This is a genomic window from Pseudomonas sp. NCHU5216 (genome assembly GCF_052156495.1).
GTDB lineage: Bacteria > Pseudomonadota > Gammaproteobacteria > Pseudomonadales > Pseudomonadaceae > Aquipseudomonas.
The window spans coordinates 46,808-71,484 of sequence record NZ_JBQLIX010000002.1 but is presented as its reverse complement, the minus strand read 5'-3'; the positions used below and the strand labels follow the sequence as shown (position 1 = coordinate 71,484).

General features: G+C 57.9%; 43 protein-coding genes. 41 read left to right on the top strand and 2 right to left on the bottom strand.

From position 1 onward, the window contains the following. From ACSVIK_RS01925 to ACSVIK_RS01725, 41 genes are all read left to right on the top strand, one after another. On the top strand, positions 1–447 hold the full coding sequence (locus ACSVIK_RS01925) for a phage protein NinX family protein (RefSeq protein ID WP_442442684.1): 447 nt from the start codon (positions 1–3) through the stop codon (positions 445–447). Positions 448–555: 108 nt separating this feature from the next. After that, the gene (locus ACSVIK_RS01920) at positions 556–966 is read left to right on the top strand and encodes a hypothetical protein (protein ID WP_442442683.1); all 411 of its coding nucleotides are present in this window, start codon (positions 556–558) and stop codon (positions 964–966) included. Continuing rightward, a complete protein-coding gene (locus ACSVIK_RS01915; protein WP_442442682.1) occupies positions 963–1,298 on the top strand; it encodes a hypothetical protein in 336 nt (111 codons plus the stop codon). The genes ACSVIK_RS01920 and ACSVIK_RS01915 overlap by 4 nt, the downstream gene beginning before the upstream one ends. 4 nt (positions 1,299–1,302) lie before the next feature. After that, entirely contained in the window at positions 1,303–1,710 is a 408-nt protein-coding gene (locus ACSVIK_RS01910) for a hypothetical protein (protein ID WP_442442681.1), read from the top strand. Next, positions 1,707–3,488, top strand: coding sequence for an SNF2-related protein (locus ACSVIK_RS01905; RefSeq protein ID WP_442442680.1), 1,782 nt, complete (start codon positions 1,707–1,709; stop codon positions 3,486–3,488). Before ACSVIK_RS01910 ends, ACSVIK_RS01905 begins: the two co-directional genes overlap by 4 nt. Before the next feature lie 120 nt (positions 3,489–3,608). Then, on the top strand, positions 3,609–4,451 hold the full coding sequence (locus tag ACSVIK_RS01900; RefSeq protein ID WP_442442679.1) for a class I SAM-dependent methyltransferase: 843 nt from the start codon (positions 3,609–3,611) through the stop codon (positions 4,449–4,451). A gap of 85 nt (positions 4,452–4,536) precedes the next feature. Beyond that, the gene (locus tag ACSVIK_RS01895; RefSeq protein ID WP_442442678.1) at positions 4,537–4,935 is read left to right on the top strand and encodes a hypothetical protein; all 399 of its coding nucleotides are present in this window, start codon (positions 4,537–4,539) and stop codon (positions 4,933–4,935) included. A gap of 14 nt (positions 4,936–4,949) precedes the next feature. Continuing rightward, entirely contained in the window at positions 4,950–5,561 is a 612-nt protein-coding gene (locus ACSVIK_RS01890) for a hypothetical protein (RefSeq protein WP_442442677.1), read from the top strand. Between the two features lie 24 nt (positions 5,562–5,585). Next, positions 5,586–5,870 carry a hypothetical protein gene (locus ACSVIK_RS01885; protein ID WP_442442676.1) on the top strand — a complete coding sequence of 95 codons (285 nt, stop codon included), beginning with the start codon at positions 5,586–5,588 and terminating at the stop codon, positions 5,868–5,870. 2 nt (positions 5,871–5,872) lie between these two features. Next, complete coding sequence (locus tag ACSVIK_RS01880; protein ID WP_442442675.1) at positions 5,873–6,250, top strand: hypothetical protein; 378 nt, start codon at positions 5,873–5,875, stop codon at positions 6,248–6,250. Between the two features lie 334 nt (positions 6,251–6,584). Further along, positions 6,585–7,355: a hypothetical protein gene (locus ACSVIK_RS01875; RefSeq protein WP_442442674.1), complete on the top strand. Its 771-nt coding sequence runs from the start codon at positions 6,585–6,587 to the stop codon at positions 7,353–7,355. Between the two features lie 73 nt (positions 7,356–7,428). Then, the gene (locus tag ACSVIK_RS01870; RefSeq protein WP_442442673.1) at positions 7,429–7,842 is read left to right on the top strand and encodes a hypothetical protein; all 414 of its coding nucleotides are present in this window, start codon (positions 7,429–7,431) and stop codon (positions 7,840–7,842) included. Between the two features lie 51 nt (positions 7,843–7,893). After that, the gene (locus ACSVIK_RS01865) at positions 7,894–8,364 is read left to right on the top strand and encodes a ParB/RepB/Spo0J family partition protein (protein ID WP_442442672.1); all 471 of its coding nucleotides are present in this window, start codon (positions 7,894–7,896) and stop codon (positions 8,362–8,364) included. 40 nt (positions 8,365–8,404) lie between these two features. After that, a complete protein-coding gene (locus ACSVIK_RS01860) occupies positions 8,405–9,442 on the top strand; it encodes a hypothetical protein (protein ID WP_442442671.1) in 1,038 nt (345 codons plus the stop codon). A 16-nt stretch (positions 9,443–9,458) separates the two neighbouring features. Next, positions 9,459–9,725 carry a hypothetical protein gene (locus ACSVIK_RS01855; protein ID WP_442442670.1) on the top strand — a complete coding sequence of 89 codons (267 nt, stop codon included), beginning with the start codon at positions 9,459–9,461 and terminating at the stop codon, positions 9,723–9,725. Between the two features lie 552 nt (positions 9,726–10,277). After that, positions 10,278–10,484, top strand: coding sequence for a hypothetical protein (locus ACSVIK_RS01850; protein ID WP_442442669.1), 207 nt, complete (start codon positions 10,278–10,280; stop codon positions 10,482–10,484). 12 nt (positions 10,485–10,496) lie between these two features. Then, positions 10,497–10,649 (top strand): hypothetical protein, encoded by a 153-nt coding sequence (locus ACSVIK_RS01845; RefSeq protein ID WP_442442668.1) that lies wholly within the window; start codon positions 10,497–10,499, stop codon positions 10,647–10,649. Positions 10,650–10,658: 9 nt separating this feature from the next. Next, positions 10,659–10,898 (top strand): hypothetical protein, encoded by a 240-nt coding sequence (locus ACSVIK_RS01840; protein WP_442442667.1) that lies wholly within the window; start codon positions 10,659–10,661, stop codon positions 10,896–10,898. Positions 10,899–10,910: 12 nt separating this feature from the next. After that, positions 10,911–11,342, top strand: coding sequence for a hypothetical protein (locus ACSVIK_RS01835; RefSeq protein ID WP_442442666.1), 432 nt, complete (start codon positions 10,911–10,913; stop codon positions 11,340–11,342). Between the two features lie 19 nt (positions 11,343–11,361). Then, entirely contained in the window at positions 11,362–11,568 is a 207-nt protein-coding gene (locus tag ACSVIK_RS01830) for a hypothetical protein (protein ID WP_442442665.1), read from the top strand. 163 nt (positions 11,569–11,731) lie between these two features. Then, on the top strand, positions 11,732–12,070 hold the full coding sequence (locus ACSVIK_RS01825) for a hypothetical protein (RefSeq protein ID WP_442442664.1): 339 nt from the start codon (positions 11,732–11,734) through the stop codon (positions 12,068–12,070). A gap of 153 nt (positions 12,071–12,223) precedes the next feature. Next, complete coding sequence (locus ACSVIK_RS01820; RefSeq protein ID WP_442442663.1) at positions 12,224–12,460, top strand: hypothetical protein; 237 nt, start codon at positions 12,224–12,226, stop codon at positions 12,458–12,460. A gap of 17 nt (positions 12,461–12,477) precedes the next feature. Next, positions 12,478–12,735, top strand: coding sequence for a zinc ribbon domain-containing protein (locus tag ACSVIK_RS01815; protein ID WP_442442662.1), 258 nt, complete (start codon positions 12,478–12,480; stop codon positions 12,733–12,735). A gap of 359 nt (positions 12,736–13,094) precedes the next feature. Continuing rightward, positions 13,095–13,811, top strand: coding sequence for a hypothetical protein (locus ACSVIK_RS01810; protein WP_442442661.1), 717 nt, complete (start codon positions 13,095–13,097; stop codon positions 13,809–13,811). Continuing rightward, on the top strand, positions 13,808–14,386 hold the full coding sequence (locus ACSVIK_RS01805) for a lasso peptide biosynthesis protein (RefSeq protein ID WP_442442660.1): 579 nt from the start codon (positions 13,808–13,810) through the stop codon (positions 14,384–14,386). Before ACSVIK_RS01810 ends, ACSVIK_RS01805 begins: the two co-directional genes overlap by 4 nt. Next, complete coding sequence (locus tag ACSVIK_RS01800; RefSeq protein ID WP_442442659.1) at positions 14,379–14,780, top strand: hypothetical protein; 402 nt, start codon at positions 14,379–14,381, stop codon at positions 14,778–14,780. The genes ACSVIK_RS01805 and ACSVIK_RS01800 overlap by 8 nt, the downstream gene beginning before the upstream one ends. Before the next feature lie 100 nt (positions 14,781–14,880). After that, complete coding sequence (locus ACSVIK_RS01795; RefSeq protein WP_442442658.1) at positions 14,881–15,573, top strand: hypothetical protein; 693 nt, start codon at positions 14,881–14,883, stop codon at positions 15,571–15,573. Between the two features lie 445 nt (positions 15,574–16,018). Then, entirely contained in the window at positions 16,019–16,234 is a 216-nt protein-coding gene (locus ACSVIK_RS01790; RefSeq protein ID WP_442442657.1) for a hypothetical protein, read from the top strand. Between the two features lie 33 nt (positions 16,235–16,267). Continuing rightward, the gene (locus ACSVIK_RS01785; RefSeq protein WP_442442656.1) at positions 16,268–16,765 is read left to right on the top strand and encodes a hypothetical protein; all 498 of its coding nucleotides are present in this window, start codon (positions 16,268–16,270) and stop codon (positions 16,763–16,765) included. A gap of 130 nt (positions 16,766–16,895) precedes the next feature. Next, a complete protein-coding gene (locus ACSVIK_RS01780; RefSeq protein ID WP_442442655.1) occupies positions 16,896–17,075 on the top strand; it encodes a hypothetical protein in 180 nt (59 codons plus the stop codon). Between the two features lie 34 nt (positions 17,076–17,109). Continuing rightward, complete coding sequence (locus ACSVIK_RS01775) at positions 17,110–17,493, top strand: hypothetical protein (RefSeq protein WP_442442654.1); 384 nt, start codon at positions 17,110–17,112, stop codon at positions 17,491–17,493. A gap of 66 nt (positions 17,494–17,559) precedes the next feature. Continuing rightward, positions 17,560–17,748 carry a hypothetical protein gene (locus tag ACSVIK_RS01770; protein WP_442442653.1) on the top strand — a complete coding sequence of 63 codons (189 nt, stop codon included), beginning with the start codon at positions 17,560–17,562 and terminating at the stop codon, positions 17,746–17,748. Beyond that, entirely contained in the window at positions 17,745–18,149 is a 405-nt protein-coding gene (locus tag ACSVIK_RS01765) for a hypothetical protein (protein ID WP_442442652.1), read from the top strand. The genes ACSVIK_RS01770 and ACSVIK_RS01765 overlap by 4 nt, the downstream gene beginning before the upstream one ends. Beyond that, positions 18,133–18,444 (top strand): hypothetical protein, encoded by a 312-nt coding sequence (locus ACSVIK_RS01760; RefSeq protein ID WP_442442651.1) that lies wholly within the window; start codon positions 18,133–18,135, stop codon positions 18,442–18,444. Before ACSVIK_RS01765 ends, ACSVIK_RS01760 begins: the two co-directional genes overlap by 17 nt. Positions 18,445–18,582: 138 nt before the next feature. Next, complete coding sequence (locus tag ACSVIK_RS01755; protein ID WP_442442650.1) at positions 18,583–19,233, top strand: hypothetical protein; 651 nt, start codon at positions 18,583–18,585, stop codon at positions 19,231–19,233. A 67-nt stretch (positions 19,234–19,300) separates the two neighbouring features. After that, entirely contained in the window at positions 19,301–19,531 is a 231-nt protein-coding gene (locus ACSVIK_RS01750; RefSeq protein WP_442442649.1) for a hypothetical protein, read from the top strand. A gap of 3 nt (positions 19,532–19,534) precedes the next feature. Continuing rightward, positions 19,535–19,888: a hypothetical protein gene (locus tag ACSVIK_RS01745; protein ID WP_442442648.1), complete on the top strand. Its 354-nt coding sequence runs from the start codon at positions 19,535–19,537 to the stop codon at positions 19,886–19,888. A gap of 30 nt (positions 19,889–19,918) precedes the next feature. Continuing rightward, entirely contained in the window at positions 19,919–20,620 is a 702-nt protein-coding gene (locus ACSVIK_RS01740) for a GNAT family N-acetyltransferase (RefSeq protein WP_442442647.1), read from the top strand. 216 nt (positions 20,621–20,836) lie between these two features. After that, the gene (locus ACSVIK_RS01735) at positions 20,837–21,391 is read left to right on the top strand and encodes a helix-turn-helix domain-containing protein (RefSeq protein ID WP_442442646.1); all 555 of its coding nucleotides are present in this window, start codon (positions 20,837–20,839) and stop codon (positions 21,389–21,391) included. Positions 21,392–21,615: 224 nt separating this feature from the next. After that, the gene (locus ACSVIK_RS01730) at positions 21,616–22,494 is read left to right on the top strand and encodes a hypothetical protein (RefSeq protein WP_442442645.1); all 879 of its coding nucleotides are present in this window, start codon (positions 21,616–21,618) and stop codon (positions 22,492–22,494) included. 107 nt (positions 22,495–22,601) lie between these two features. Beyond that, positions 22,602–23,696 (top strand): hypothetical protein, encoded by a 1,095-nt coding sequence (locus tag ACSVIK_RS01725; protein ID WP_442442644.1) that lies wholly within the window; start codon positions 22,602–22,604, stop codon positions 23,694–23,696. A gap of 58 nt (positions 23,697–23,754) precedes the next feature. On the opposite strand, the gene ACSVIK_RS01720 is transcribed toward ACSVIK_RS01725, so the two are convergent. Together ACSVIK_RS01720 and ACSVIK_RS01715 are read right to left on the bottom strand one after the other, a co-directional pair. Next, positions 23,755–24,189 (bottom strand): hypothetical protein, encoded by a 435-nt coding sequence (locus ACSVIK_RS01720; RefSeq protein ID WP_442442643.1) that lies wholly within the window; start codon positions 24,187–24,189, stop codon positions 23,755–23,757. A gap of 25 nt (positions 24,190–24,214) precedes the next feature. Next, positions 24,215–24,493, bottom strand: coding sequence for a hypothetical protein (locus ACSVIK_RS01715; RefSeq protein WP_442442642.1), 279 nt, complete (start codon positions 24,491–24,493; stop codon positions 24,215–24,217). Positions 24,494–24,677 lie beyond the last annotated feature (184 nt).

The following is a 24,677-nucleotide window of genomic DNA, read 5'->3' as shown; positions in this document are numbered from 1 at the left end:
ATGCTTCAGCATCTCACCGGAATATTGAACACCATGTCGATGATTCAAGCTCAAGCCTGTGACCTAGAAGGGCCCGCCCTGGATTGGGCAATTGCCACCATTGAAGCCCTGCCTATCCGCTTCGATCCCATGGGATTCATCATGGGTTCTGAGGCCGGCTACTGGGTTTGGGATAGCGGCCCCAATGCCCGCTATCAACTTATCGGTCGCGAGTACAGCCCATCCAAGCATCCTGTGCAGGGCACACCGCTCATGGAGCGTGAGCGCTTGCACATGCAGCCAGCCACCTACAACAACGAACCGGGATGGGAGTTCTGGGCCGGCTATGACCAAGAGGGCGCCAAGATCGCCCAGGTGTTCGGCCCAACGATGCTGACTGCGGCAATGCGCTGCATCGTGATCAAGAACCTAGGTGCAACCGTGCCAATCCCGAACCTGCTCAAGTGACATAGCGGCTTGGAATTTCGTGCGCCCGTTTGCGCTTGCGAAGCGCCCTACCCCACGTACCCTGCTGACATTCATGCCCGACCTACGACTCTGAAAGGGACATCAACCATGCTCCGACCTTCGCTGCTCATCGGGATAGCCCTGGTTATCTACCTCGGTCAGGCCAAGAGCACTTGGCTGTATGCCTGGATCGGGATGGACACCAGCACTGACCCTGCGCGTCTGTGCGGCATGGGCTTCTTCGCAGTGATCTCCCTGACCCTGGCCCTGCTGTACAGGCTGTTGCCGTTGAACGATCTGTTCTTCCGGTTCCTACCGCGAGTGTGGGGCCGGTGGTGGTCGGCAAGGCTGATCGCGACAACGGCCTGCTCCGGGCAGCTACACGCCGGCAACCCTGAGTTCACGACCTGGCAGAGCTACAAGCGCAATGCGCTCTGCCTTGTCCTGTTCATTCTCCCAGGCCGGCTGCCTGTATCTATCAACAAGCAATCCATCGCCCCGCTGGAGAACCGTCAATGAGAAACCTGAGCCTGCAGCCGGACCTCTACAAGAACCAGAGCAGCGCTATTCGGCTGTTTGAGGAGGACGGAGAGCCCTATTGCGTGCTGAGCGTCTTCATCGAGAACGCGGACATCCGCGATGACGAGATTTGTGTTCCGAGCTGGAGTATCCCCCAGGCCGTGCTGCAGGAGCTGATCGCCACCGGCCGCTTTGTGGATACCCGGCGCCGGGTACCAACCGGCTTTGTCGAAGCCTCAGTGTGGCGGGTGACTTGTCCTGAGCTGCTGGCGCAGCTCGCAGAGTTGCGCGCCCAGGCCAACGGCAAAGCGACTGCTGAGCTGCGGGACTGAAGTCATGAAATCACGCGCATTGGTATCGGGAGAGCCGTCGAGTCATCACATGGAGCTGAGTGCTATCACCAGACTGCTTGCTGGCTACGCGTATCGCTATGGAAGCGAGACGCAGCTACAGGGCGGCTTGCAGCGAGTACTCGAAGAAGCTGGTTATACGGTGGAGCGTGAGCGGGTCCTCGATGCCAAGAGCCGCGTAGACCTGTGGGTCGGCGGCATCGTGATCGAGGTGAAGGTTGGCGGATCATTTTCGTCGGCGCTTCATCAGGTAGGCCGCTATATCAGTCACCCGGACGTGCGCGGTGTTGTGCTGGCCAGCACGGAGCGTTGGGCATCGGAACCGCTCGTAGAGCGTCCAGCATGGGGCGGAAAGGCATTCCAGATGCTGCGAGTACGGAGGCAGACCCTATGACCGCGCTGAGCTTCGGCAGCATTGAACACAGCTCCAGACACTGGCACATCCGCTGCGAGCCCCACGTTCGGGCTCGGCTCAAGCGTGTTTTCCCACGAATGCCCCAGCACGCCGCTGACTGCATCAGCCTGGCGGCGACGCCGGAGAATAGCCGCGAGTTGCGGTGGTTCCTCGACCGCTACCCCATGGACATGTCGACCGAGATCCGCGCGGAACTGGATCGCCAGTCGGCTCAGCACGTTGAGATGGAGCAGAACCTGCAGGAACTGAAGGCCGGTAGGCTGGAGCTGCCTCCTTTTGAATTGGCACTCCCACCGAGGGAATACCAGCGCTACGCAGCCGCCCAGCTGGATATCCGTGGCGGCCTACTGCTGGCCGATGACCTTGGGCTCGGCAAGACGGTAAGCGGGATCGGGCCAATGGCTATTCCTGGCCGGTTGCCGGCTGTGGTGGTTTACCCGGCCCACATGCCGAACCATTGGCCTCAGAAGCTCAAGGAGTTCGCGCCGAACCTGCGCGTACACCACATCCGCACATCGAAAACGTACGACCTCATCAAGCAGCCTCGACAGCGAATCGCCGACCTGTGGGACACCCTGCCGGACGTGATCCTAATCAGCTATCACAAGCTGCGCGGTTGGGCTGACGTACTGGGTGAGATCGTTGAGTACGCGATCTTTGAGGAAGCCCAGCAGCTCCGTAACCCAGGAAGCGAAATCTACCGTGCATGCCGCCACCTGGCGTCGAAGGCCAGGTGGCGGCTGGGGCTGACCGCAACACCGATCTACAACTACGGCAGCGAGTTCTTCCATGTCGTGGACGTGCTGATACCAGGTTGTCTCGGTACCAACGAAGAGTTCCAACGCGAATGGTGCATTGCGGCACCAGGTGAGAAATCGAAGCTCAAAGACGCCGAGCAGTTCGGGGCTTACCTACGCCGTGAGGGCATCATGCTGCGACGCACCCGGGCCGAGGTCGGCCGGGAGCTGCCTGGGCTGTCAAAGATTCCCCACGAGATTGAGGCGGACGCCAGCGTGCTCAACCGGATCACCGGTGATGCGGCGGCACTCGCCAGAACGATCCTGAAGAAGAACGAGGCCTACCGCGGCGAGAAGATGCGGGCATCGGGCGACCTCGACGCGCTGGTGCGGCAGGCCACTGGTGTGGCGAAAGCACCATACGTTGCTGAGTTCGTCCGTCTGCTGCTGGAGAGTGGCGAAAAGGTTGTTCTGTTCGGGTGGCACCGCGAGGTTTACTCGATCTGGCTTGAAAAGCTCAAGGAGTTCAATCCGGTGATGTACACCGGCTCCGAATCTCCAAAGCAGAAGCAAGCCGCCATGGATGCCTTCATCTCCGGCGACAGCCAACTCATCATCCTGAGCTTGCGCTCCGGCGCAGGCCTCGATGGGCTGCAGCATGTGGCAAGCACCGTGGTGTTTGGTGAGTTGGACTGGTCTCCAGGCGTCCACGAACAGTGCATCGGCCGCGTGTACCGTGACGGGCAGTGGTTGCCAGTGATGGCGTACTTCCTCATCTCCGAAGAGGGAAGCGACCCAATCGTTTCGGACGTCCTGGGCGTCAAGCGGGAGCAGATCGAAGGCGTGCGCAACCCAGGAGAGAACCTGGTGGAGCGAATCGATATCGGAGAGAACCAGCTGCGTGCCCTGGCCAAGATGTTCCTCGCAAAGGTGGGCGAAACCGTACCGGACGATTCGAACGTGGTTCCGATGCACGTACCGGCGTCGAACAGCGGTGCACAGGGCCAGCTACAGCTGTAGGTGCGACCTGAGTTGACTGAAAGTGCCCGTCCCTGGCCTGCTCTGCGGCCAGGAAGGCGGCTTCTGCCACCCCATAGCTGCCCTGACGATGGCGCCATCCACATCGCAAGGGCAGTCACCATGGCAAGCAGCACCAGCACCCCTGAAGCCTCCAGCAACCAGGTTGAGTTCAGCCAGTATCCGACACCGGCATGGGCCGCAGCGGCGATCGTTCGCAAGAACTTCCCCACACTCAGCGCCAACGACTTCGTTCTGGAACCTACCTGCGGCCCTGGCCGTTTCCTCCAGGCTCTGCCTGAATTCGTTCCCGCGCTGGGGGTTGAGATTGACCCTCACCTCGCCCAGATCGCCCGCGACCTCACCGGCCGCCGAGTCATCACCGGTGACTTCTTTGAGGTAGAGATCGATGAGCGGCCCACGCTGGTGCTGGGTAACCCACCGTTCGATACCAAGTTCATTGATCGACTTCTGGACCGATCCTACGACCTGCTGGTCGATGAAGGTCGCTGCGCCCTGATCCTCCCCTGCTACGCCCTGCAAACCGCTTCCCGGGTTTGCCGCTACAACGAGCGCTGGTCCCTTGAGCAGGAGATGATCCCCCGCAACATCTACGCGGGCCTGCAGTGCCCCCTGGCCTTTGTGACCTTCACAAAGGACAAGCAACGACTGATGGTCGGCTTCAGCCTCTACCAAGAACTGGCCTACCTGCAGACGCTTTCTCGTGACGTCCAAGAGGCCATGCGTCAGGGGCCTGCCACCTGGCGCTCGGTTGTTGAGGACGCCCTCGATCTTTTCGGCGGGGTCGCTGACCTCAAGCAAATTTACGAGTTCGTTGCCGATCGGCGTCCCACTGCGAACCCCAACTGGAAGCAACAAGTGCGCAAGGTGTGCCAGAAGTCCGCTCGCCACGTCGGACCGGCCCGCTACGCCAAGCCTGAGCAACTGGACATGTTAGCGGCCTAAAACATTTCACCCCGGGGCTTCTGACACACGAAGCCCCGGTTGAACATGGCCCCATCACTTCGCCAGTCCAAGCAAGGAGTCAGGCATGCAGCAAATCCGCATCCCCAACGTAGCGCAGCCCATCAACGGCGCCTTGTGCACCATTGGCCACCTCTACCGGCCGGAAATGCGTGGCGGTCAGCTGATCCAAGAGGTCTGGCTCTACGAGGATGACCTCGAGGCGCAGACCCGCCGAGTCTTCAAGGTGTTCGCGCCGGTCACCCCCAAGGGGCGCGTTCGCCGCAGTGTGCCAAGCACCCTCAAGCTGCTGACAGCGAAGGGCTTCAACAAGCACCGCTACATGTGGGGTCACGAAGGTGAGACGCGCGAGGAGCTGTCCCTGGACGGTAACGAGGCGAGCCTGCTGATCAACCAAGCGACCAAGCTGATCAAGACCAGCTTGAAGCGGTACCGCGATTCCACCACCTGGTACCGCCACTCCTGAGGAAGGACACTCCTATGCAAGCTGCCACACAACCACGCTTTCAGAGCTATACCGATGTCGTCAAAGCTATCGATGCTGCAGCGGCGAAGGCAGACCTCGAGCAGCTCTCTGAATCGGTGAACCAGGAGTACGAGCTCGGGCGCCTGGACATGACCGCCAACGACTGGGGCGACTTCGCCGCTCGGCTGGTCATGCGCGATGACGCGATTGAGCGCGGCCCAACTCAAGTGGTTTGCGCAACGCAATCCAAGGGCCAAAACGCTGCAGTGCTGATCGACCGCGTGGACCCTATCAAAGCGGCGATCGCGGTGCTGCGTAATGGACACCCTGCTCTGGCAGCGGCTGTAGAGCAACTGGCAGGCAGGCCGACCGGCCTGGTGCCAGAGGCCAGCGTTGTGCACGTCGAGAACGAGGACGGGAGCCTGTACGTTGTATCCTGTCGCCTGAGCGGAGATGACGATGATTCCGTCTTCTACATCCGCTGCAGCACTGAAGGCGATGCACAGGCCGTAGCCTTGCGCGAGCTCTATGCCGAAAGCTGTTCCGACCAGGACCCGGCTAGCCCCGACTACCGGGAGCATTTCATCATTAGCAGCCAACTCGTCGCCGCCCCGGCGCGAGTTTGAACAGCATCCACGAGAGGTTTGAAGATGGAATTTCCGCAGCTGGCGCCCCATGTCTGGCGTACTGACCGCCCGTATATTGTCACCCTTGTTGACGGTGACCGCATGCCTGCCTACCCCGTGATCGGTAAGGTCGAAGACGAAACCTTCTACTTCGGCGATGCCTGCAAAGAGAAAATGTGGATGGTAAACGACCGCATGATCGAAAGCCCCCTGATCCTCGAGTGCGGCCATAGCCGCATTATCCAGGCGGATAAGGTTGTGAAGTGGGAGCCCATTACCCCTGTTGTAGACCAGGCCCAGGAGTCCTAGAAATGGCGCATTGGCTTAGGAAAGTTCTCCCGTCGAACGAGCTCGCTGACACTATCGCCGGCAAGATCGAGGACGCGGATGAGCGGATTGAGAACCTCAAGGAGCAAATCCTGGCAGTCCAGGCCAGGCGTGCTGAGCTTGAGGAGGAAGCCCGCACCATTGCTGCTGACAGCGTGGATGAACCGACGCTGGAGCATGCTGTTTCCAGTGGTGAGTCCCAGGTCCTGGCCGCATGCCAGGCCAGCGCCACGATCCTGCTGGGGGAGATCCGCAGACTCTTTGTTGAGGCCAGCCCCTTCCTGAGCGAGCTTGCACAGCATGAAATGGAGAAGGCTCAGTCCATCCATGACAATATGGAGCGCTGGGCATCTCGCGTCTGAATACACGGGGATCGATTGCATGACTCATCAGCGACGAGTGATCATTTTCGGCCGGGCAAGCCTGCTCGCAGGAATCAGCGCTTTCGGGCTGATGTCCATGTTTGGTCCTATGTGGGGGCTATTACCCGTGTCTCTGTTCGCTGTTTTCGCGCTCTGCTACTGACCTGTTGGAATGCCGTCTCGATCCCTCAGCAATGCCCTGGATAGAACATCGTTTCTGGGGCAGCCTGACATTTTGGCGTTCACCTGTTGGCTGGCATCTAACCTTCCGTCCCTACCAGTGCATCTCAAGGTGCGCAGAAGTCAGTTTGTCTCCCAGGCGATCGATGTCCGCTTGACCGGTATTGAACAGGTTCGTGACCACTACCAGTGGAAAGGCACCTGGCCGATCGTTCAGCGCAATCTTTCCACCCTGAGAACCGACCTGCAGGCCGCAGTAAAGGCTGGTGATGATGACGCTGCCTACCGCGCCAGCGCTGCAATCCTCGACTGGGGAAACGTACCCAGGTCTTCGAGCTTTCTTGACGCACTCCGGCGGCAGCGGCAGCTGGTGCCGTATCTGACGGCCAGGGCCACCCTGCTATCGCCAACAGGCCCTCAGCGGCTAACTGACCTCACGAAAGCAGTCTTCTACAAGTTCAACTCGGGCCTGACCAAGGTGCATGCCCTTCTGGATGGCGACGGCTCGCCGATCTATGACGGTCGCGTTGGGGCTGCCATTGCGATGCTGTACCACCTCTACCGGCAATCAGACCTCGCCGCCGGCCCGGCAGACCACCATGTGTTTGCCTGGGGCCCTGGTATGGAGTCACCGCAGACGCCTGGACAGCGACAGATCCGCAACCCTCGGTTACTAGGCTACGCAGGAACACCCCAGCTGCTCAGTCATCAGAGCCCGCATCTGTGGGCCAGGCGCCAGCTCATCCTGAGCTGGATCATGCGCGAAGTGCTGCAGAAGAGCCGGCTGTTTGAGAGTGATCAGTTAGACCTGGCCGGGCGCTGTCATGCCTTTGAGGCATCGCTATTCGTTTTGGGATACGACCTAAGGTCACTGGCACCAGGAGGATGGTCCGTGCCGGTACCAGTCAATTGCAGCAGCTCCTAACCCTCGGAGCTTCTGGCACAAGTTCAAAGCCGTGAATATGGCGCATCTAACCTACAACCCAGAGGGCGCCAGCATGCAAGTATCCTATCCCGGCCACACAGCAGTCTTTCAGAGCTGGGAAACCTCTGACCGTACCACCCTGATCGTCATGCACCTGGACAACACCGTACGCCTGCAGCACCTGGCGCCCGGATTCGGTAGCAAAGAGGCCACCATTATCGACCTATCTTCCAGCGAAGCGGCTGACGTAGCGCAGCGCATTGTGCTGGTGCTGCGTGGTGAGCAGGGAGAGAATCCTCCCCTCTCCGAGGAAGCCTCAAACGGCGCACGCCTGGTGATCACCTACACGAACGACGGGGAACCCTTCCGCGAAGGTGTTTCTCTGGCGATCGATACAGGGAGCTGGCAAAAGGACTTCGGCTTTTCGATGAGCCAAGCCACTGCTCGTGAGCTGGTTTCGGCATTGCAGCACTCTCCAACGAGTTGACCGAACGATCCTTTATCATTGACCCCTGAATATGACTGCAAGGGCACTGACATGAAAACTCCAACGGCGGTACAAACCAGTAAGCTGGTGCGGAGCAAGATGAGTCCAAAAGCTTCCAGCCAGGCCCAGGTCGACGCTATGGCTGAGAGCATCAAAAGTTTCGGAATCATGGAGCCCATTCTGGTTACCCGTCTTGGTGACCACTATGAGATCACCCCGGGCGGTGGCCAGGTTCGCTGGCTTGCGGCGCAGAAACTAGGGATGGACATTGTTCCCATCAGGATTGTGCAACTCGACGATCACTCCAAAGCTGCGGCTGCATTGATCGTCAATACGACGCGAGAAGAAATAGCACCCGAAGAAAGGATCTCCAGCCTAGAACGGCTGGTCGCTGAGTTTGGGGTGAATGCCGCAGACATCATTAAAGAGCAGCAGAGCGAACTTGAACAAGCAGCTGTAGAGCACCCAGATCTGCACGACAGAGTTCAGTCTTTGCTCGCCATTGGCTCCGATAATCCGTAGTGCTTGATCTCATTTCAAACCTCGAAGGACGTTTCGTTGCATGACCAACGCTGGACGTAACATCGAATCCCTCATTGCGGTCGCCAAACGTCTGCACAACTCGCCGCATACCGGCTCAGAGCGCGCCTGTATCGTCCGCTTGCAGGATGGTACAGAGCGCCTTGCTGTCACCAAGCTGGTGAACACCAAGCAGCATGGGACGGAGCACAACGGCGCCAGCTTCTACCGGGTGTCGTTCAAGTTCGCTGGCGAGAGCGAGGCCGACTACAGCCAGGAGCAGGACGTGGTCTGGTGCATCGTTGACCACAAGGAGGCCAACATTGTGTTTGGCCCCACTGAGGGCATTCAGGTTAGCGTCAAAGGTATCGGTATCGGCTCGTACCTGCTGGCGCAGGTCATTCGCCTAGTGTCTCAGGCCGAACTGCGCGGGAACTACCAGGTGCACGCAGTGCAGCTGCCTTTGCCAGCACAGAGGTCAGTCCCTGACGACGATGTCAAAGCGAACAACGGGCGCATTGAGGCCTTCCTGACCCGCGCAGGCTTCTACGTTTCGCCGGCCGGTGGCGCTGTAACTGTCGGGGTGCGACGCCAGAAGGATCTGAAATCCTGGTGGAACCAAGAAAAGGTCAGGTTCCTCGGGTTCCCACAGTTCGTGGAACTTGCCAGCCGTTGGCAGGCCGAAAAGCTCAAGGCGGATCTGCAGCTGGCCGCAGCTCTGCAAACAAACGCTGCGCAGGCTCAGCAGATAGCCACGCTGACGGCTGAACGGAGAGCATCCGCGGAGCAGCAAACGGCCCTGGATGAGCAGCACACCAACACAGTGCAGCAGCTATCGCGGCGAATTTCAGAGTTGGAGTTGGAAGCTGAAGCCCTCGCAAAGTCGCCGGCAGCGACTCCAGCAAACGATTGTCCGCCCCCAGCTCTGCGCACTGACCTACCCCTGATGCCGACTGCCCAGCAGAACGTCACGATTGGCCTATCCCGGGGTTTGATGCGACTGCTGTGGACTGGCCTGGCACTGGCTGGTGCTGGACTACTGCTCTCGGCCATGACCATCATGCTGCCCAGCGTGGGATAACCAAAGGAGCGGCAGAATGGGTTCACGTCACCAGCGAGGGCCAGCAATGGGCAGTTGCCCGGATCAATGCTCAGGCGGCAACCCCGATCGCCAGATGAACATGACACCGGGGATTTTGGAGCAGATCAGTGGGAATGCCCGGGCTGAGCTGGAAGCCAGCGGCCGAGGTAAGCGGTGCACCTATTGCGGCCTGGTCTATTTGCCTTCGAGCGGCATTGCGATTCGCCTTGGGTTTTACAATAGCGGCGTGCTCGGCGATGGCTGGAAGCCACTCCGGCACTGAGCAGTAACCTGGTTGACGGCTTTCGGTGGGCGAGCAGCCCCAAAGTTTTTTCACCAGGCTTTATGCGGGTTTCAGCGTTGTATACCCAACTTCTGGAAAGTCGTCGCCTTGAACGATGCCAGACAGCTCGGCAGCATTACGGGTGTGAAGCAATCAAGCCCACACTTCGGTACCAACTAAAATGATAAATCCGGACCTGTATCCTCTCTGCGCCGCCGGCGTGACCTTCGTACTCTTTCTTCTCTTCATGCTCATCCAGTGGTGGCGATTTCGACGCAACCAGAAGGCACCTGGTGAATGGCCGGACGACATCGAGTACCGCTGATTCAGTGAGCAGCTAAGCCCCGCTATGCCCTGCCAATTTGGACGGGGCTTCTGTTCTCTGTCCGGCTTGAGTTCGACTTTCCGGTGTAGCGCCCCATCATTCACACTTCGTATTGGCATAACAGCAAAACACGATGCTGGTGGCACGCTTTGACCAGCCCGATGATGGCCTTGGGTTCAGGGCAAATCGTGCGACTGAGCCCATAACGAATACCGAGGATAACGACCATGGCTATCGCAGGCTTTTTTGTTGACTGGAATGGCGACACCCGGAGGACTGAGCAGCCTGGAGATTGCTTCGAGTGCATCGTTGATGTGCAGGCTGCTCACGTCGATGTGGTCGATAGCCAGGGCTTCGTAGTTCACGAGTGCAGCTACTTCCCGACCCTCGAAGCCGTTGCGGCTGCCGGTGTGTCGGTCAATCTGATTCAGTAAGGAAAATCAGCCATGTGCCTTCATGAGCTTTTCAAGCTTGCCCAGCAGGCCGGTAATGCGCCGGAAGGCGTGGTGCCAGACAAGCGGGAGGCGCTCGTCTACATGGACGTTACATCGTCCGAGTACCGCAAGCAGGCGGCAAAGCTTGCTCGCCAAAAACGCTAGGAAATTTCCATGGAACTCCCCATTTCTCTCCCTGATGGTTGGTCTGCTGAAGCGGACGACACGCTCGGAGTGATCATCACGGCCGTGTCCCCGGAAGGGCACAAAGGATTTGTCACCGTCAACGAGGCGAAACGGTCGTTTGAGCTGGGTATGAGCGTGGTTAGGGAGCGCAAGCATTACTCCGGTCGCTACTGGCGAAAGGAGTTATACGAGGAAGCTGTATCCACCCTCAAGAACGCAATCAGTTAATGGAAAACAGCCATGGCCGACGAAATCGAGTTTCTACGAAATCAGAATCTGTCATTGAAGGCGAAGATTGCAGGTCTTGAGCATCGAATGGCTGAGATGGCTCGTAAACACAGCGCGACCTACGAGTTGAATGAAATTCTCCAGAACCGGCTCCGCGAGAATGGGCTGTCACCCTACATCGCGGCTTCTGATCTGAAGGTAGAGCCTCAGAGCGTCCCTGCGAGCACCAAACAGCATAAGCCTGCGCCGTTGACCGCCAACATGCTCCAAGTTCTGCGAGAGCTTGTAGACGGCACGGCTGTCGATCATGGGCGGAACGTGGCTCCCCGTGAAAGAGCAGGGCGTGGCAGAACGCTGGACAAACTCTTAGAGCGCGGCCTCTTGGACTCTTCATATCAGCCCACCGAACAAGCTAGGGCCTATTTGTCCTCAGCCAACTGCTGAAAAGATCAAGGAAGCTGCCATGCCCATGATGTTGCCCTGGAGTGACCACGAACTGCCTGACGGCAGCATTGAAGTTCGCTGTGGAGGCATTGCCCAATTCACGCTCACCAGGGGTTCCGACTTCGGTATGTGGGAGTTGCGCCGGGCCGGCGAGTATGAAGTCATCGAGCGCGACCAGTACCGCAACGATCTGTTCTCCGCTATTCAGTCTGGCCGGATCACTTAAAAGGAAACCAACTCTGTCCATTGAATCCAATGATTCTGCCGTCAGTTATACAGAGCCAAATTGGGCATCACAGCAGGCTTATTTGTCGTACTCTAGAGGTAGCAATGGGTATAAACAATCATTCCTGCCTGGCGTATCAACTCATCAATAGCAAGAGGCAAGAATGACTGACATTAGACGCTACACCTTCCCTTCAGGCGATGGTAATACAACCAGCGAGTACATTCTTTCTTCAGACTACGACAAGCTGGCATTCGAGAATCGGAAATTGCAGAAATCGATATCACTGCTGCGTCAATTTAATATTGAGTCTCTCAAGAGACACAATTGCCAAATGAGTGCAGAAAATATTGAGCAAGATTTCTTGATTTGGCTGATCACCAAGACGCTACCAAGCGTCAAGGTACTTTTCGCAACGAATAGTAGCCTTGTCTTACCGCCACGCGTTGTAGATGCACTCAACTATCTCGACTCTGTTGGTCAGCCTGGAAGTCAAACTTGATTGACGTCGAGGAAACGGACCTACATGGATTGAGCTTTAATCGCTTTGGTTCAAACACTAAACCTGGCTTATATAGACGACCTGTTATCACTGCTGGTGGCACATAAGCACCCGCATGACTATGGCGATGCACCTCAGCAAAGGAGCTACACCATGCCAGTACAGCAAGTCACCCTCCTTCTTCAGATCGTCGAACGGTTCACTCTCGCAGCCCTCGCACCGATCGAAGAAATGACTATTGATCGGCGCGAGCACGAGCCTGACTACATGCTCGAGGACCGAGCGAAGCGCGTCTATCTCGCAGAGGTCGAGACTAAGATCAAACACATGCCAGTCATGCGCAAAAAACTGACCGGTCGTGACTGGTGCATTGACTGCACTCTCGTTTAAGCCTGAAGGAACATCCCATGCCCCTCTCCCTCACCAGCGTTGTTTGCCCCGGCTGTGCCGAAACACTCCCGAAACGCAACCGCGGCTGCACTGAGTGCGGCTACGAAGATCCGGATCATGGAAAGATTCTGCCGATTGGCGAACTCGCCAAGCTGACCAGCTTCCCGGAGAAGGGCTGTGCGACCTTCCACAATGTCAGCCCGAAGTTCATCGCGGCCGTTATCGAAGCTGCTCAGAACGATGCTGCCCGCCTTCACCAAGAACTCATGGGCTGAGCCCAAGACAGTGTTAGGGGGCAGAATGCCTGTAGTACTGCGCCTTCTACTGATGCCGTTGGCGCTGGCGCTGGAATTGGTATTGCTCGCCAGTGCTTGGCCATTGGCCTGGATTAGCCCGCAGACTGCGGCCCTGCTGGCAAGGTGGGCTGATAAGCACCTACCAGGGCTGAATTGGTATCTTGGCCGGGAATAGTCCCTGTTGAGGGGGCACCTGACCAGGGCGCAATCGGCCAGTTAGCGCCCAGAGCCAATGATGATGAAGCCAGGCACCTCCCGGACAGATACGAGTAGTGCAGACACTCCCTTAGTCGGGCAGGATACGACCCATCAGCAATCTGACCACATGATTGGAAGCTATGGGCGAACTGAACCTCTCACGTCTCGAAATTGACGCGATCACCGCAATCCAACCCGATGACCTGGATCGAAAGCTCGAAGAGTGCTTCCAGGATGGCGATACGCAGCGCCTGCACACCCTCGGTCTCCTGCGTTGTGGACCGTATTTGTCAACTCAGCTTCGGGCATTTGAACGCGCGCTAAGCGAGTTCATGCACGCCAAGGCCCCCAGAAAGCTAGAGGAGACAGAGGAGCGAGCTCGCCGCGCTGCAAGCAATCTGGAGCATGCTGTCCTGCAGATGAAACACCGCGCAGAGACTGAGCAGAAAGAAGAGCAGCTCTTCCACGTCGACGACAACATCATCCCCCCGAGCTACCTCACCGAGCAGCTATCAGTCGACATCGGATACCGCTGGCGACCGGCGCCGGATGCCCAGTGGATCTTCGGACACTTGACCATCACCCATCGAGCACAGCTGGAGCCGGATTTCGCCCTAACTGGAACCAGGCGCAACGCGAAGCGTGAACAAGATAGGCATGATCAGCTCTACCGGGAGTGGGAACACCTGATGAGAGTCTCGCTGCATTCGTTGAAAGAGTTCTTTCGCGAGGGCGGCGATGGTGCGCAGGTACCCAAGACCTTCCAGGCCCGGGTTGACTCGCATACCCGTCGGCTTAACAACCACAGCGCCCAGTTCTGGAGTGAGCAGCCGGACAATCCTAAGGGGCAACCATGATCAGATCCTGGATTCAACGCGCAGAAAGCAATTCTATGGCCCTGCAGGACGGTGCAACCATCTTCAACACCTACGCGGCTCTACTGGCTGTCGTTTGGAAGGAAGGTTGGGATGGCGCCTGCCATGACTCCTCGGCGATTCTCTATATGCTGCTCAGCGAACAGGGCATCTCGCCTACCCTAGTGATAGGGGAAGTAGGTGCCGACGCCGGCATCTTCGATCACTCCTGGGTCGAGGTAGATGGGAAGATCTACGATGTCGCTGTGGGGTTTCCAGACGAGGCTGGGCTCGATGTTGGGCCTCCCGTGTTTGCTTCACTGAACCTCGATACAGCCGAACCAACAGAGCTAGCTTTCGGGATTAGATCTCCGAACGGACTCGATGATGTAGGCCGCTTTGTTGCCGACGCCACCCTTGAGCAATATTCGCGTGCACAGAACCCTCAAGCGTCCATTTGGGCACTGACACCTTTTGTCGGCCAGTACTGCGGGCTTTCGCTCTCGAGCGAAGAACTTCGCATGAAGTACGGGGCTGTTACCCGCGAGCTTCGCGGACAGGATGGCTGCCATGACTGAATCGCCCTTCGCAAAATACCGATCGATCCTGGTCGACGGCGACTATTCGGCAGCTGGCTTCCTACAGTCTTTCGCCATGGCCATGTACGCCGGCGCAGCCTTCCCGCTTGATGCCAGTGGACTTCGCAACCTGGACGACCAACATCTGACAGCCTTCCAGGAGATGGCGGCCTGGTACCGCCGGCACGGCGAGAACGATCCGGACTTCGTCGACGTCTGCAAGGCGATCAAGGCTAACCGGGCAGCCTACGCGCTTCGGATAAAGTCACACCTGGATGACCTACTGGCCAGCGATCCCGACAGCTATGAGGGCGGGCGAAGCGAACATGCCTCATCTGTGCGGTTCTATCGGCTTGAGCATGAGAAAAATATCGGCCGTCGGTGGATCGCCTGAGGGTTCGACGTCAGTAGCGGGAGATGCAGCACCAGCAACCGCCCAGTTGCGCCCACATCACTCAGAACGCCCCACGAGGGGCCGGATAGGAGCCAACCGCATGTCATTCAACACGGACTACCAGGCGAAAGCACGGACTCGGCTTGCGGAGATAGGTGTCCACATTCTGCCCACCGGGCAGTTCGCCTTCACCGACGTCGAAACGGCGTCTCACAGCTACGTCCACCACTCAACAGTTCCAGCTGCACTGGCGGCCTACTCTGCGATCAATACCACCTTCGCGGCCGGGCGCTTCCCGGGCCTGACGCTGATCGAGATCCTGCATAAAGTGCCCTGCATGGACTACGAGGAATACACAGCTTTGGCGCTGGCCTGCGGGGCCGAAGAACCGAACCTCGCCAGCTCTTCCCAGCGCCTGCAGGTTTTCGGTGAGACGCTTCTGCGTATCTTGGAGACCTACCAGCTCTACGGATGCTTTGAGCGTGTTCAGCCATACGGAAGCGAAGGCCTGCACTTTACGGTAAGACCCATCGGCTTCGATTGGGCAGGCACCTGGGACGTTGTAGATGACCGCATGAAGGCCATGCGCAAGTGCTACCGCTCAATGACGCCGCTGCAACAAGTGATGACCCTTACGGTTCTGCACCTCTACAAGCCCGAGAAGGACCGCCTTTTCCTGGTAGGTGGCTGCCCGACCAAGATCCTTGCCGCTGACGCAATGCGAATTCTGCATGCGGACGGCCAAGCCGCCGCTGATTGGGGCCGCCTGGTATCGCACTACGCTGGTTGGTAGCCACTTTGGCTCCAAACGCGAGGTAGCCTGATTGATTCCCCCTTTGCACCGCCCTGGCCCGCCAGCGCGGTGCTTTCTTTTGGACGAGAACTTTCTGCGGGTGTTTTGGGGCGTCGTGGCTTGAGGCTATGTGAGAATGCCGGCCTGCCTAACCGCGGTACCGGGCTGCTGCCACACCTCAAGTGAGCAGACCATGTCGGTAGCTCAACCAACCACAGGTGCAAGCGCACATGAACACACTGGAACAGGACAAGCCCATTGCAGCACCACGCTGGAGTTTCGCTTGCACGCGATGCGTCTGGACTGGCAACACACCTGACTGGACTGGCTTTGGCTCGTTCGCAGACTGCCCTTACTGCGGCCATTCCTGCACCACTGACGAACCTAGCTTCGAACCGGCCGCCGGCCAGCTCGACGGCCTCTGCTAACTGAGGAGCTCACCCGCATGGCTGCCACCCAGTTTGTGCCAAGCAAGATTCGCTGGTATCCGATTGATGTAAACGGCCTACCACCCAAGCAACTGCGCAAAACAGAGCACGGTATCGACCGGATCTTCCTCGTGAAAACCGACGAGGGACTCAAAGCGTCGTCAATGTTCGAGGACGGCTCGGGGTTCTCCGATCTCGGCGTCGCTTCAGCAATCGCCTGGGCCTTCGAATAAACCGGAACCTGCACCACTGGCAAGGAACATGAAATGACCGAAAAAGTCTTCGAACTGAACAAGGCACCGCTGACCACAGAGCAACTCGAGAAAGTGGCGACCGCCAGCAAGCGTGATGCTTGTGAGTGGCTGTTCTACCTCGCCATCCCGCTCGTGCCCTGGATTACGTTTTCGCTTCTCCCAATCGATGACGTTGTGAATAAAGGTCTCATAGCGATGTTCATCGCCTTCGTTGTGCTTAGCCCATTGACTTTGCGTAGCCTGAAGCGAACAGAAATCCGGGCTGATCTGATCGAGGCGACTGAGGACGACCTGGTCCTCTTGGCTGAAAGAATCAGTGAAACCAAAGAGCATCGGTCGCCGGCGGTTGACGGCTATCTAGCCGCTGTACGTGCTTTGGGGCGTGAGTTGCGCTTTGGCGAGGTCATCATGCTGATCGGGGAAACAGGGGCCTACGTTGAGAAAGCCAAGCATGCTGCAACAGTCTCCGACGCCCGCTCTGTTCTCTACGGGAAGCAAGAGCAATCGTGATAGTGCCCGGCCGCGCGGTACCGGGTGATTCGATAGCTGGTGGCACAACCTGCTTGGCCTGAACATGGCACTGCGCTTCAGAGATACCGAGATGAGGCGCATAACTGAAACTGATCAACAGGAAGCCGCCATGACTGAAGCCCAATGGAAAACTGAAGCCTCCCGCCTCAAAGGCGCTATTACGCGGGCCAGAACGAAGGTGACGAAAGTAGTGACACTTGCCGAGAAGATCGAGGCAAAAGCAGTCCAGAAAGCTGCCGAGGAAGCCCTGCGCCAGCACAAGCTGAACTACCACGAGTTGGTAGCCTGATTCCTCTCGGCCACGCCTTACAAGAAGTCTTCACATGGACGCCAATATCAAACCAGAACAAAGAACCATTGACCGCTGCCAGTTCGACAAGGTGCTCTCGACTGTCTGCGCAGGCGTATACGCTCGCCAGGTCGGTACCGGCGGCTGGCGCCTTGTCGGCCCACTTGCCCCACTCACTCCAACCTCAATCGGCCGCTTCAGGACTGAGCGCAAGGCCCTGGAGCAGCAGGTATTGCACGCACTGGTACGGTTACTCGGATGGGAACACCAAGGCGAGGAGCACTATCAGGCAACACGCCGCATCCAGCGCCAGCTCAACGCCATTAAGTCCGACCTTCCGACTGCTGAGCAGGTATTACTCGAGCAACTGGCCCTGGAAGGCTGCATGGTTTCCAGCACGAAGGACGTTTCGGCTTAGTGCTGCGTAGGCAAACCCCCAGGTCATCCTTTCACCACGTCCAGTTAATTGCAGGAGTGTCACTCGATGAGTCAGAGCCTTGATCAGTTCGTTTCAGAGGTTAAAACCGACATCGAAGCCTTCGCCGCAGAGTACCGTAAGCAGCACGAGGCGAACCCGGAGCACTACCCGTTGGTACTGGGTGATGACAACGCGGGCCTGTGGATCGAGTTCTTTGTGGACTTCATGACCCGCGGCAACGGCGTAGCAGAATGAGCGTGAAAGCGTATTGGAATACCTGGGACAGGCTTGGCCATTTAGGCGTAACCCTGATGGTCTTTCCCGGGGCCCTGATCGGGGTGAGCTTCGTTCTAAGCGCGATAGGTATCGTGCGGCTAGGCAAGCCGTACCAAGACGCCATTGGTACCGGACTGTTTTTCTTCGGGCTGATCGTTCTGTCCGTTGCGTCCACTGTCCTGCTGGCCTGGCTGTTGGCGCCGGTGTGGGGCTGGTACTACCTGCGCAAAATCGAGTCGGACTACGGCCCGAAAACCCGTGCCAGGGTTTGGGAATGGTTCGGCAAGGCTCATGAGCAAGACGCTAAATTGCTCAGCATTCCCCAGCTCGCCGCCGAGTGCGGTGAACGCCAGCACCTCACACATGAAACTTCAGCCTGAGGCCTGTCCGATGCCAATTGAGTTCAAAGCCAGAGAGGGGGACGTGTTCCCCCTGAACCGCCCCCAGCAAGTCTGGTATGGCTCAGATCCGCACCTGATGCAGACAGCACGCTTCGCCGGCCAGGAAATGTTGGCCATCACCGACGATGCTGGTGCTTTCGATCTGGACTACATGGGGCACACGGCCGGCGGATTCCCTACTATCGAGGCGGCTAAAGAAGCAGCGCCTGAGTTCGCCAGGGCTGTGCTGAGCCGCCTACTCACCCTCATCACAGATCACGTTCAACCTGACTAGGATCAGATATCCGGACATTCTTTTGCGCTGAATGTCCGACCCTCTCCCCGGCGCCAATTTCGGCCAACCGCCTGCTTCTGACACACCTCACCTGCCCTGACCATAACCCTATCGAATGAAACCGACAGGGCTATCGTCATGACCAACACCACCAATAATCCCAACGGCCTGGAGCTGAACCAGGAGATCAACCGCTACTCCAGCCATGAACCTGAGCGCAACGCATACGAACGCATGCAGCGGGCAGGCTTCAAGGTGGCAGAGGTCCTTATGGGCATGCCACTCGGCACCATGGCAGATATCGGACAGGGTGAAACCCTGTTCGTGGCACCTTGGGAGGGGAAGATGGACGTCTTTACCTCTCCGGACTGGGAGGACAACTGCCGGTGCCAAGACATCAACTTCTTCCACATGAACAGCTATGAAGGGCTCAGCGCCGTCGACCTCGACATGCATCGAGTTCAGTTGGAAACCTGGCTGGGCAATCCAGTCTTCAAGCAATCCATCCCAGCAGACAACGCCTTTCAGGTTGTCGCAGAACTCGAAGAGTGGTGGCAAAAGGAAAATCTCACCCGCCGCGGAACTGAGACGCCGGCACTCAACCGCTTCGAGCACGAGAACACCAAGAACCTCATTGACGGTTACATGGTTCCTAGTCGCGCCACCCCACAGGAGTCCCGCGAGCAACAGTTTGATCGCGCCAAGGGCGAGTTGATTGCTCAGCTTGAACGCCAGCTCGAGCAGGTCAAAAGCTTCAGCTACATCGATATGCAGAAGAAAGTCAGCTAGCCGCTTCTGACACACCGGTATCGCCGCGACCATTGCCCTATCGACTCACTTCGACGGGGCACCCGCCATGAGCATCTCCAACCAGATCTTCCAGGCCAACGACACGGTCGTCAGCTGCAGTACTCCGTTCTGGATGACTGTACGTGCTGTGAACCCGTCTACCGGCCGCTGCTGCTGCTACTTCGGCGCCAGCAACAACTACGCCGGCAGCTTCAGCCAGAACGAGTTGGAGTTTTACGGCGGTACCGAACTGATCGGCGCAGCGAGCCATGCCGTGCTCCTCGAGCAGCACTCATAATTCATGACCAACCAGGAACTGCCCATGCAGCCCACACCGCACCTACTGACAGCAGAAGAATTCGCTGCAATTGCCGTGGCCCACCCTCTGACCAACCATGGCCGGCGCTGGCAGGTCTGCTACGGCCCACCAGGGCACCACGCATTCTCTGACGAACAAACCGCAGAGCAGGCAATTGCAGACGTGCACGAGGCGCTCGTGAACAACGCAGTAGCGCGCCACATCTTCTGTTCGGACGGGATATTCGAGACTTCGCCAGAACTGCCGCCTGACAATGTCCTGGCCCAGTATCCGCGTGTAGTCGATCGCTTCCCTGAACTCGGTGCCCGGGGTCTCCAGGGAACCCTGAGCTTCTGACCACTCACAGATGACGCAGTAAGGATCAACATGCACATCGCACATTACCGCCGCACACCACCGTTCCACGTCCTGACACAGGTTGCGGATATGACCGCGGCCTACGTGAGTGACCTTTGCCTTGTGCCGGTACCGCCAAGCAACCACCTTTGGCCACTCTACAGCTACGCGCTAAAGACCGAGCTGGAGATCTACATGGACCGGATGGGGTCGGCCAACTTGTCCACCACCGGCCTGATCGTTGCCGAGGACCCCGCCCTGCCGGGCAAGGTCACGGGTTATATCCTGCACATGCCAGTTGTCGGTGCACCGGATGCCTCAGGCCTGGCCTACATCGCGGTCGATGCCGCGTACCGGCGCCGTGGGGTTGCTCGCCTGATGGTCGAGCATCTCCTGAACGAGTTTCCGCACGTCGAGTTGAGTTGTCCGGTCGATAAGGTGGCCATGTACGAGCGGCTGGGCTTCAAGGTCATTGGCGTTCGCGACAACCAGGTGCGCCTCAACACCCGTGACTACACAGCCGATGGACGTATCGGGACGATCGACGTTGCGCCAATCTTCAACTCCCCAGAAGCATCGATGATCCGGCACCAGCAGTTGCAAAAGTACGGACGCAAAGCAATGGACGGTGCAGCCAAGGCCGTCCAGAGGCTCTATGACCAAGGCGTATTCAAGGCCAAGCAGCTAGTCGCGCAGCGGGGCATCGTTCCAGAGGACACTGCTGCAATCTGAGTACTCAGCGGGGCTCTGTAGGAATTCAGCTCGAGCCCCGTCATTTCACATCAATACCGCTCACTAGGCCTGCCCCTGAAACGCACTCAAGCGGGGGTATCTTAGAACCTGGCATACAGGAACCTGAAACTTTCTCAGAGTGCCGAAAACTCTCGCCAATTTGCTCTAAACGCACATTAAGCTTTCGGCGTTTTCCGCAATCAAGCAATCCGCAAAATGTCAGACAAAAGCGCTCGGTCAGCTCCCAAAAGTCCAACCCACAAAGCTATGGGCGAAATTCTTCGGGCCATTCGGCTTAAGAAGAATCTCACACTCCAAGAGTTGACCCGTGACCTGCAGATCGACAACAGCTCTCTCTCAAGAGTTGAGCGGGGGCAGCAAGGCCTACCGCAGGACACTCTCGCCAGCCTGCTCGAGTATTACGGGCTTTCGTTGCCTAAATTGCTGATCCAGGCCGCTGGCCTAACGGAAGGTGACCTTGCCAAGGCACGCGCTAAGACCAGGGTTCGGCAAGAAGACGAGCTTTCAACCCCTAAGGAATCGCAGTCAGTCTCTGACGATGGCTGGGTGACTCACAACCAGGTGTTGTTTAGCCGGGTGTATGCCTCTCACCAGATGCTGCTCTGCAGGACGTCATTTGAGAACCCGGAGTTCGAGTTGATCTACATGGGGCGGACGCTCGGAGGACTGACTTCCTTACACGCTGCGAAATTCACGGCCGCGAACTTCGCCAGAAAGGTACTGAGGGAAGAAGGCCAGAAGATCGTGTGATACCCCTGCCACAGGTGGCTTCTGCCACCGCCGCCTAAGACAGATATTGATCCCGTCTCGAAATCCATAGATCACGGAGATCATCATGGGCAAAAATCCAACACGCCTGCATACCGCGGCTTATCGATCGGGCGGGGTCTAAGGCGATGACCAGGTCCTTTTCTCTCAAGCGTGGCGCCCTCTCACCAGGTGTCTATTACCGAGGGCTCAACTTTCGGAACCATGTGGCCCATGAAGCCTCGACAACATGCAGTGATCCGATCATTGCCGCTTGTGTTGGCGCCACCGTGGCCTATGGCCCACTGTTCGCATACCTCTTTCGCCGCTTCGGTTATCCCAACGCTGGGTGGGACGACTACAAGGAGATGGCTAAGTACATCCTGACAACACCGCACCCCGGGATGATGCTGCAGATCGTTCCGCACGCCGGCGACTGGTCCTCAATGGTCTTCACATTCTTGGTTCAAGATGAAGTAGCCGATGCCATCTTGGAGCATGACAAACGCGACCAGGAAGCATGGAAGTCGAGGGCGTACGACTGGGCGGAATCCCAAGGCATACCCGACTGGATGGATGATTGGATCAAGATCTATAGCCAGGAACTTCGCCAGGTGTTCGGAACCCACGCAGACGAGGCCGACTGGCGCGAAGCGATAAAGTTCTGTCTTCCTATGGGAAGCGAGGGTGATCCAAGCTACTCAATTAGCCGGAAGGCATGGAGCTTCAAAGAGGGAATGTTCAAGGGCTACGGCAAGATCGAGACGCGACCCGAGGACGTGAAGCGCTCCGTTCAGCCTCAAGAGTGGGCCGACGACGATCCGCTAAAACCCCTTGCCGATGCTGCAATGATCGCGCTCAAGGATCTTCTACGGCCCGTTCGAGTGCGCGACGCTGCAATCAATCTGGCAGGCCCAGTCGAACACCCTCGCAATGCTGCCAAAGAAGCGCCCGTTTCTGGATACCCGTCCGGTGATCTGGGCAACGCTGCGCCTGCAGACTTCGCCCAGCTGCACCAGCTCATTCTCCAACTTGGGAAGGGGAATGCACGCAAAGGTATCGCCAAGGCTACGTCGCTACTGCGGGCCTCTGTACGGCTGAACTGAGCGATTGCGGCCAGGATCAGGATCGAATTCGGTTGCATGGTTTTGGCGTGCAGCACTGAAGCTGGGGTGATTCACTCCAGCCATACCCAGTGCGCCACGGAGCCCCCATGCACATGCACCTGCCTGTCCAAGCCGCCGTCCCCCCTGTCGCCGGCGCCAAACCTTCCGTTTCGTTCTCCCCCACCCTACTGGATGCCGATTTCAGCCTTCACAAGGCCCCAGAGGTAACTGCCCACGCGCTTGTCACTGGAGCGACAAGCGAAAACAAGGTGGCTGCCGTCACCAAGTTGCTGGAACTCCTCTCCCGTGACAATCCTGCCCTGGTTTGGCTGACCGATGATGGCAGTCTTGAGCACGAAGCTGCTGAGTGGGGGTTGCCATATCTCAATCTTGAGCCTGCAGGCGCAGGTAGCTGCCTTAACCCCTTCTGGCGCCCAGTAGACCGTGACGGACTCCTCTACCGTCCCAGCCTCGACGAAACCCTCAACCTGAGCCTGCTCCTGCTGCAGATGCTCGAGGAGGTGGGTTACCGCCCGCAGGATGAGCATGTGAGCGCAATCTTGCCGCTGCTGTTCAAGGCTGTGAGCCGGACCTACTCAGTCGCGATAGTTCAGGACCCGCGCAAGGAAATCACGCTCTCTGACTTCATGGTCCATCTCAACGAGATCCAGGTCAGCGGTTTGAGTGGGGCCGATATCGGCCAGCTGCTCAAGCCGTACTACGGTGACGGCCAGTTCGCCGGGCTGTTCGATGGGAAGCTTTCCCTGCAGCAGACAGAAGACGCCGCGATATTCGGCACTCAGGCCTTGGCCGGCACTCCCGCGATCTCGCCGGCAGTCAGTGCGCTGCAGCTCCATTGCCTCAAGCGTTTGATGTTCGAGTTCCCCAGGCTGGAGCGGAAAGCGTTTGTGGTCAGCCACGACTGGAAAGCGCATCAATGCAAGCACTTCGGCCGCATCCTGGAAAGTCTGTTTCGCGAATATCGACGGTATGGCGCCAGCCTGATCCTCATGACCGATAGCTGCTGCTCGCTGCAGTCGGCAATTGGTACTTGGGGTCTGGGCAACGAAGAAGACGGCCTGCTTGAGAACCTATGCCACCACCTCGAAGTGGTTGATCGTGCTGGCCATCTGGAGCTCAGCTACTCGGCTATGGATGACTCGACCGCGGCCCGCGAGTGTGGGTTAGTAACCGCGTCATAGCCCCATGCCGGCGCTACGCAATGTGGCGCCGGCCCGCAAGGAACTGCCGGGGTAGAGGTCATTGTGACCGCGTGCGACTCAAACGGAAGTGAGACCAGCAGAAGCGCTTAACCAGGGTCGCACTTAACCAAGCAGAAGCAGCAATCGTCAGCGCCACACTGAGGATGAACTTCGGATCACCTCCCTGCGATATCGAATCAGTTGCCGACTGGGATGTTGAGATGGTGCTGATGTACACCGTCTGGCATAGCACTCCAATCCCAATCCTCACCAGATCAGCCGGCCTGCTCAGCTTCAGGCCATGGGCAAGAAGCGGCATGACCAGTGCCGTTGTCAGGGGCAGATAGGCATAGACCAGGTACAAGTCATACGGCCAGGTCACAACGCCCCCGAGCAGCTGCACCAGCAGGGACATGCTTAAGCAGTACACGCCATAGGCGACTATTGAACGCCGCCCGTCCAGATCGGGCTTTTCACTGTCTTTTTGGTGCATAGAGGGAATTGGATTCCTTTCTGGTTCAGAGCTGAAAATTGGCCAAGAACTGTTCTACAGGCCCGTCGATCTCGTGGTGGAAGCCACGATCATCAATCATCACCGGACTGCCGTTCCGCTTAGCGATGTAGAAGGTAGAGCCTTCCACCTCTTCAAGATCGCACTGCGTTTCCTTACAAACCGCCTGGAGCAGCTGCTTTTCATCTTCGAAGAAGCGGCAGCTCTGAAACTGGTCCTTCGACACCTCGACTTCCTCGGTGTTGATTGCGAAGTAGTGGCCGCGTTCGTTCAGCATGTACAACATGGAGTAGTTCCTAACGCTATTCATAGTGAACTCATCATCGAGCTGACTCTGACGTGCCACCACCCAGCCAGGAGCCTTGAGATGGAATTTTCTCACATCCCGCTCTTGGAGCCTCGATGCCCAATGTTGAGTCGTGATCAAACGCTTCTGCCACACCTTTTCTGGAATGAAACTGCATCCATAT

Coding starts and splice junctions, on each gene's coding strand:
- ACSVIK_RS01925 (WP_442442684.1), top strand. CDS start 1: ATGCTTCAGCATCTCACCGGAATATTGAACACCATGTCGATGATTCAA.
- ACSVIK_RS01920 (WP_442442683.1), top strand. CDS start 556: ATGCTCCGACCTTCGCTGCTCATCGGGATAGCCCTGGTTATCTACCTC.
- ACSVIK_RS01915 (WP_442442682.1), top strand. CDS start 963: ATGAGAAACCTGAGCCTGCAGCCGGACCTCTACAAGAACCAGAGCAGC.
- ACSVIK_RS01910 (WP_442442681.1), top strand. CDS start 1,303: ATGAAATCACGCGCATTGGTATCGGGAGAGCCGTCGAGTCATCACATG.
- ACSVIK_RS01905 (WP_442442680.1), top strand. CDS start 1,707: ATGACCGCGCTGAGCTTCGGCAGCATTGAACACAGCTCCAGACACTGG.
- ACSVIK_RS01900 (WP_442442679.1), top strand. CDS start 3,609: ATGGCAAGCAGCACCAGCACCCCTGAAGCCTCCAGCAACCAGGTTGAG.
- ACSVIK_RS01895 (WP_442442678.1), top strand. CDS start 4,537: ATGCAGCAAATCCGCATCCCCAACGTAGCGCAGCCCATCAACGGCGCC.
- ACSVIK_RS01890 (WP_442442677.1), top strand. CDS start 4,950: ATGCAAGCTGCCACACAACCACGCTTTCAGAGCTATACCGATGTCGTC.
- ACSVIK_RS01885 (WP_442442676.1), top strand. CDS start 5,586: ATGGAATTTCCGCAGCTGGCGCCCCATGTCTGGCGTACTGACCGCCCG.
- ACSVIK_RS01880 (WP_442442675.1), top strand. CDS start 5,873: ATGGCGCATTGGCTTAGGAAAGTTCTCCCGTCGAACGAGCTCGCTGAC.
- ACSVIK_RS01870 (WP_442442673.1), top strand. CDS start 7,429: ATGCAAGTATCCTATCCCGGCCACACAGCAGTCTTTCAGAGCTGGGAA.
- ACSVIK_RS01865 (WP_442442672.1), top strand. CDS start 7,894: ATGAAAACTCCAACGGCGGTACAAACCAGTAAGCTGGTGCGGAGCAAG.
- ACSVIK_RS01860 (WP_442442671.1), top strand. CDS start 8,405: ATGACCAACGCTGGACGTAACATCGAATCCCTCATTGCGGTCGCCAAA.
- ACSVIK_RS01855 (WP_442442670.1), top strand. CDS start 9,459: ATGGGTTCACGTCACCAGCGAGGGCCAGCAATGGGCAGTTGCCCGGAT.
- ACSVIK_RS01850 (WP_442442669.1), top strand. CDS start 10,278: ATGGCTATCGCAGGCTTTTTTGTTGACTGGAATGGCGACACCCGGAGG.
- ACSVIK_RS01845 (WP_442442668.1), top strand. CDS start 10,497: ATGTGCCTTCATGAGCTTTTCAAGCTTGCCCAGCAGGCCGGTAATGCG.
- ACSVIK_RS01840 (WP_442442667.1), top strand. CDS start 10,659: ATGGAACTCCCCATTTCTCTCCCTGATGGTTGGTCTGCTGAAGCGGAC.
- ACSVIK_RS01835 (WP_442442666.1), top strand. CDS start 10,911: ATGGCCGACGAAATCGAGTTTCTACGAAATCAGAATCTGTCATTGAAG.
- ACSVIK_RS01830 (WP_442442665.1), top strand. CDS start 11,362: ATGCCCATGATGTTGCCCTGGAGTGACCACGAACTGCCTGACGGCAGC.
- ACSVIK_RS01825 (WP_442442664.1), top strand. CDS start 11,732: ATGACTGACATTAGACGCTACACCTTCCCTTCAGGCGATGGTAATACA.
- ACSVIK_RS01820 (WP_442442663.1), top strand. CDS start 12,224: ATGCCAGTACAGCAAGTCACCCTCCTTCTTCAGATCGTCGAACGGTTC.
- ACSVIK_RS01815 (WP_442442662.1), top strand. CDS start 12,478: ATGCCCCTCTCCCTCACCAGCGTTGTTTGCCCCGGCTGTGCCGAAACA.
- ACSVIK_RS01810 (WP_442442661.1), top strand. CDS start 13,095: ATGGGCGAACTGAACCTCTCACGTCTCGAAATTGACGCGATCACCGCA.
- ACSVIK_RS01805 (WP_442442660.1), top strand. CDS start 13,808: ATGATCAGATCCTGGATTCAACGCGCAGAAAGCAATTCTATGGCCCTG.
- ACSVIK_RS01800 (WP_442442659.1), top strand. CDS start 14,379: ATGACTGAATCGCCCTTCGCAAAATACCGATCGATCCTGGTCGACGGC.
- ACSVIK_RS01795 (WP_442442658.1), top strand. CDS start 14,881: ATGTCATTCAACACGGACTACCAGGCGAAAGCACGGACTCGGCTTGCG.
- ACSVIK_RS01790 (WP_442442657.1), top strand. CDS start 16,019: ATGGCTGCCACCCAGTTTGTGCCAAGCAAGATTCGCTGGTATCCGATT.
- ACSVIK_RS01785 (WP_442442656.1), top strand. CDS start 16,268: ATGACCGAAAAAGTCTTCGAACTGAACAAGGCACCGCTGACCACAGAG.
- ACSVIK_RS01780 (WP_442442655.1), top strand. CDS start 16,896: ATGACTGAAGCCCAATGGAAAACTGAAGCCTCCCGCCTCAAAGGCGCT.
- ACSVIK_RS01775 (WP_442442654.1), top strand. CDS start 17,110: ATGGACGCCAATATCAAACCAGAACAAAGAACCATTGACCGCTGCCAG.
- ACSVIK_RS01770 (WP_442442653.1), top strand. CDS start 17,560: ATGAGTCAGAGCCTTGATCAGTTCGTTTCAGAGGTTAAAACCGACATC.
- ACSVIK_RS01765 (WP_442442652.1), top strand. CDS start 17,745: ATGAGCGTGAAAGCGTATTGGAATACCTGGGACAGGCTTGGCCATTTA.
- ACSVIK_RS01760 (WP_442442651.1), top strand. CDS start 18,133: ATGAAACTTCAGCCTGAGGCCTGTCCGATGCCAATTGAGTTCAAAGCC.
- ACSVIK_RS01755 (WP_442442650.1), top strand. CDS start 18,583: ATGACCAACACCACCAATAATCCCAACGGCCTGGAGCTGAACCAGGAG.
- ACSVIK_RS01750 (WP_442442649.1), top strand. CDS start 19,301: ATGAGCATCTCCAACCAGATCTTCCAGGCCAACGACACGGTCGTCAGC.
- ACSVIK_RS01745 (WP_442442648.1), top strand. CDS start 19,535: ATGACCAACCAGGAACTGCCCATGCAGCCCACACCGCACCTACTGACA.
- ACSVIK_RS01740 (WP_442442647.1), top strand. CDS start 19,919: ATGCACATCGCACATTACCGCCGCACACCACCGTTCCACGTCCTGACA.
- ACSVIK_RS01735 (WP_442442646.1), top strand. CDS start 20,837: ATGTCAGACAAAAGCGCTCGGTCAGCTCCCAAAAGTCCAACCCACAAA.
- ACSVIK_RS01725 (WP_442442644.1), top strand. CDS start 22,602: ATGCACATGCACCTGCCTGTCCAAGCCGCCGTCCCCCCTGTCGCCGGC.
- ACSVIK_RS01720 (WP_442442643.1), bottom strand. CDS start 24,189: ATGCACCAAAAAGACAGTGAAAAGCCCGATCTGGACGGGCGGCGTTCA.
- ACSVIK_RS01715 (WP_442442642.1), bottom strand. CDS start 24,493: ATGTTGTACATGCTGAACGAACGCGGCCACTACTTCGCAATCAACACC.